The sequence below is a fragment of the Okeania sp. genome (genome assembly GCF_983059655.1).
The window spans coordinates 1-3,797 of record NZ_CEZPJD010000767.1; the positions used below are offsets into that span (position 1 = coordinate 1).

The following is a 3,797-nucleotide window of genomic DNA, read 5'->3' on the forward strand; positions in this document are numbered from 1 at the left end:
TATTTTTTGATGTTTAGGATGAATTAACTTCAAGAAAAAACCCAAAATATTAATATCACTCTTCATTTTTTGCAGTTCTGTTTGATGTTTTTCAGCCATCTCATAATACCACTGACAATAATTTTGAAAATCTTCTCTATATTTGACTTCCTGATAAAATTCCTGAGTAGCTTGATAAATTTGAAATATTTCTGTAGCAGGTGAATTTGCTTCTGGAAAGATGCTTCTTAATTCTGGAGGCATTGATAGTAATTCCTATTTATTAAGTTTATACAAATGAAGAAGAAATAAAAAAATCTGGAAAATTGTATATTTTGTCTCTCAATTCAGATACAAAAGTTTATACCAATTTGATAAGTGTTTGTTATAAATCGTATCAAGAAGGAAGAAGTAATCAAAAAATCATAAAAAGAGGAAAAATCATAAAAAGAGGAAAAATCATCGAAATAGGTGGCTTATAGGATTAGAGAAGTTATTTTTAGGCATAATTTTTAGTCTTTTTTTGTAGCATTCTTTTTTCAAATTGGTATTATACGGAGATGAAATCCCTTGATGGAGTTTGCATTACTAAATATCCTAAAATAGTAGCAGGAAAATTATAGACTTTTCATCTCTACAAGTACTAGGATTATTTTTAATATTTGAATATTAGGATAGGTATGATTAATAAAATAATTCCTCCTAGTATTGTTGAGATACTTAGAAAAGGAGAAAAATTAATCTCTATGTCGATCTCTGGAAGAAAAGCAAGCTCGAAATCATTTTTCCCATCATTATTACCATCTGTAAATGGGTAATAAGTTTGATCTTTTTTGAGGATCTCAAAAAAAGGATTGTAATCATTAAAATTCCAACTCATTGTACTATCTGGAGATTGTCCAGCAACCAACTTATTGCCATCATTACTATTAAGTTTATATGGAGTGGATAAAATGTAATAACCAGGATTTATGAATTTAGATATTTTGTATCCTTCGTAAGCAATTACTTTTTTTGATTGATTTAACAAATACATAGAAATATCATTGTTATAACTATTAGTATTAACTGTCAAAAATCCTGGTATATATGTTTTCAATAAAAAGAAAAATTGAAAACGATTACTATTATAATCATCAATATAGTAACGAGGGCAACAACCAGGGAAACAATCATCTCCTCCTTCAACACACGCACTGTAATAATTTCCATAGTCAATGAATGGTAAATTGAAATAAATCGGAGATTTTATAAGATTTATTTCAACTGCTTCTCCTACTGCTAATAAATCTTTAGTATCATCAATATCCTTTTCTAAGGAATCTATAGCAAATAAAAATATCAAAAAAGTAATACAAAGATATAGTAGAATATAAAATATTTTACGCTTAATCATATTAATTATGCTCTCTAAAAAGTAAAGGCAATAAAAAAGACTGCTAGATGATATTAGTAATTTTATACTTCATAATAAATTTATTTACTCCCCATGCCATATATTTGACTTTAATCACCTTTGATCGATATGCGCTACACCAATAGAATTTATATATTCCACCCCATCAATACGACGAACTACAAATACAAAAGCATCTGATCCAGAGAATGCATGATAGTTTTCACTATTAAAGATTACATTATTACGATGAGTAGAAAAATTTACAAGTCTAGAGTTATTAACTTCATAACGCCAGAGAATACTTGAAATATAGGGCTGAGAACTTCTGATATTATTAGCTTTAGGCACAATGCCATTTTTCACAATTACTTCCTGATAAGAATCCATATTATAAGAGAAATTTACTGATAAATATGTTAGTTCAGATTCATCAATTACACCATCTGCATCTAAATCTTTTCCATACCAATTGAAAACCAAACTACCGTTTATATATTCTGGTTTTTCTTTTTTATAGTCTTCAGGGTAGTATTTAGTTTGAGTATAAAAAGTTAGGGTTGTTGTAAAAGTTGAGGCTAAAGCTGAAAGGTTAAGTATCAGACCCAAAAAGCTAGCACTATAAAGTATCTCTAAACTAGATTTTAGAGATTTCCTAAAATTATTCTGGAAGTTATTTATTCTCAAAATTGTCAAAAGCATCTTGTATAACTGTGCAAGATTTTTTATCTATTGACTATTTCCTAAAAATTCATAATATCTCGCAATTCAGATAATATTGCTATAGATTAAATCCTGGTTCTATCCTAACTACTGACTACTAAAAAAATATTATAACCAGCCTCGTAGACGATATACTATTATACCTATATATTCTTTTAAAGCTTTAGTAGAATTTTGTAAATTTGCAACATCAGGAATAACATTTAATAGCAAACCTTGCCAACTATCTTGTATTTCTTGTAAGTCTCTTTCCGTAACTAAAAAATCTGTTGGTGCTGGAATTACTGATATTTTCTGTTTTTTGAAGATTGATATTGAGCGGGGAGTATGCAGCGCTGAAGTTACTAACAAAACATTGCCTTTAATTTCATTTTTCTCTAAAATTTGTTTGACATTAACAGCATTTTGATAAGTATTTAAAGAGTCTGTATCTTGTAAAATAGCTTCCTTTGGTACTCCCATAATTTCAGCAATTTCTGCCATATCTCCAGACTCGGGGTTCCCTCCATCTTTCCAATCAACTCTACCACCACTTAATATAATAAAAGGTGCTTTACCCTGCTGATATAATCTTATTCCATGTAAGATGCGATCGCCAGCTTCACTAAAATCTACCCAAGGCCGGGGTGAATTGGCAGGTTTAATTCCACCACCTAAAACTACAATTGCTTCTGCCGATGGTAATTCTTTCGGCGGTAGATTTTGCCATTCTAAAGACTTAATCAGTCCTTGAGAAACCCAGGAATTACTAAACGTAAATGTTACTGTAAATGCCAGGAAAATTACTAATGCTGACCATTTAGGATACCACCATAATAAAATAAAAGCTATCAGCATTAGCAGGCAAGATAACCCCAAAGGATAGATAAATAAAGGGAGTAATTTAGAAAGAAACAAAAACATTATAAGTCAGAGATTAGTATTTTTTTCGAGGTTTTTTATATCTTCTTGAGGAAACTTGACTTGACCTAGAAAGCCAACTTAAGATAGAAACACCACTACGTTCTCTAGGAATTTTTGGCCATGCTTTAGGTAGTTTGGGTGGTTTTGATTCTTTTGGAGAATCTACAGGTTCAGCATTGGCTGTTTCTGGTATTTCTGGTATTGATTCTATTTGTGACCAATACCCTAATAAACCAGCAGAAATTCCTCCAATTATGGCAAATACAATACTGGATTTGATTGTATATTCTAGGAGACTCAAGCTAATGCTGAAAAATAGAGTAGCTACTAGTCCGGCAATTAAGCCTGTTGATATTGATTGTTTATCCATGCTTTTTTATAACTATTGAAAACAAAAATTTTTTCTAATTTAACTAAAAATTATAGTTTTCATTCAATTTTTGACATCCTCCCGACGTTGCTCTACGAGACAGCGTGGGATTCCCACTCTATAGAAGCCATTTGGTATCTATTAGACATCTCCAGAAAAGAGGGAGTAGGCAGTAGGCAGTAGGCAGTAGGTAGTAGGTAGTAGGCAGTAGGCAGAAAGAATTGATAATTTATGTGTGATAATTGATTTTATTTTGGATTTTTGGAGATGTCTATTTAATAAGTTACAAGTTCAATGCCCAATCTGGGCTTTATGATTCTGGCAGTCATTTTTCATAATTTTTTGGTCTCTTGAACCCTGATAGTTGTTAGGCTCCTGAAAATGGCTTTCCTAAAGCTTTTCTATTTCCATAAAAGATACCCTTAG

5 protein-coding genes are annotated in these 3,797 nt (G+C 30.8%); all 5 read right to left on the reverse strand.

Features of this window, described 5'->3' with window-relative positions:
* Positions 1-243 (reverse strand): hypothetical protein (locus AC3DU7_RS28055; RefSeq protein ID WP_488042542.1); only part of this gene is annotated, 243 nt, incomplete at its 3' end.
* A gap of 391 nt (positions 244-634) precedes the next feature.
* Positions 635-1,375, reverse strand: coding sequence for a hypothetical protein (locus AC3DU7_RS28060; protein ID WP_488042543.1), 741 nt, complete (start codon positions 1,373-1,375; stop codon positions 635-637).
* 114 nt (positions 1,376-1,489) lie between these two features.
* Complete coding sequence (locus AC3DU7_RS28065) at positions 1,490-2,077, reverse strand: hypothetical protein (RefSeq protein ID WP_488042544.1); 588 nt, start codon at positions 2,075-2,077, stop codon at positions 1,490-1,492.
* A 129-nt stretch (positions 2,078-2,206) separates the two neighbouring features.
* Positions 2,207-2,935: a YdcF family protein gene (locus AC3DU7_RS28070; protein ID WP_488042545.1), complete on the reverse strand. Its 729-nt coding sequence runs from the start codon at positions 2,933-2,935 to the stop codon at positions 2,207-2,209.
* A gap of 79 nt (positions 2,936-3,014) precedes the next feature.
* Positions 3,015-3,371, reverse strand: coding sequence for a hypothetical protein (locus AC3DU7_RS28075; protein ID WP_488042546.1), 357 nt, complete (start codon positions 3,369-3,371; stop codon positions 3,015-3,017).
* Positions 3,372-3,797 lie beyond the last annotated feature (426 nt).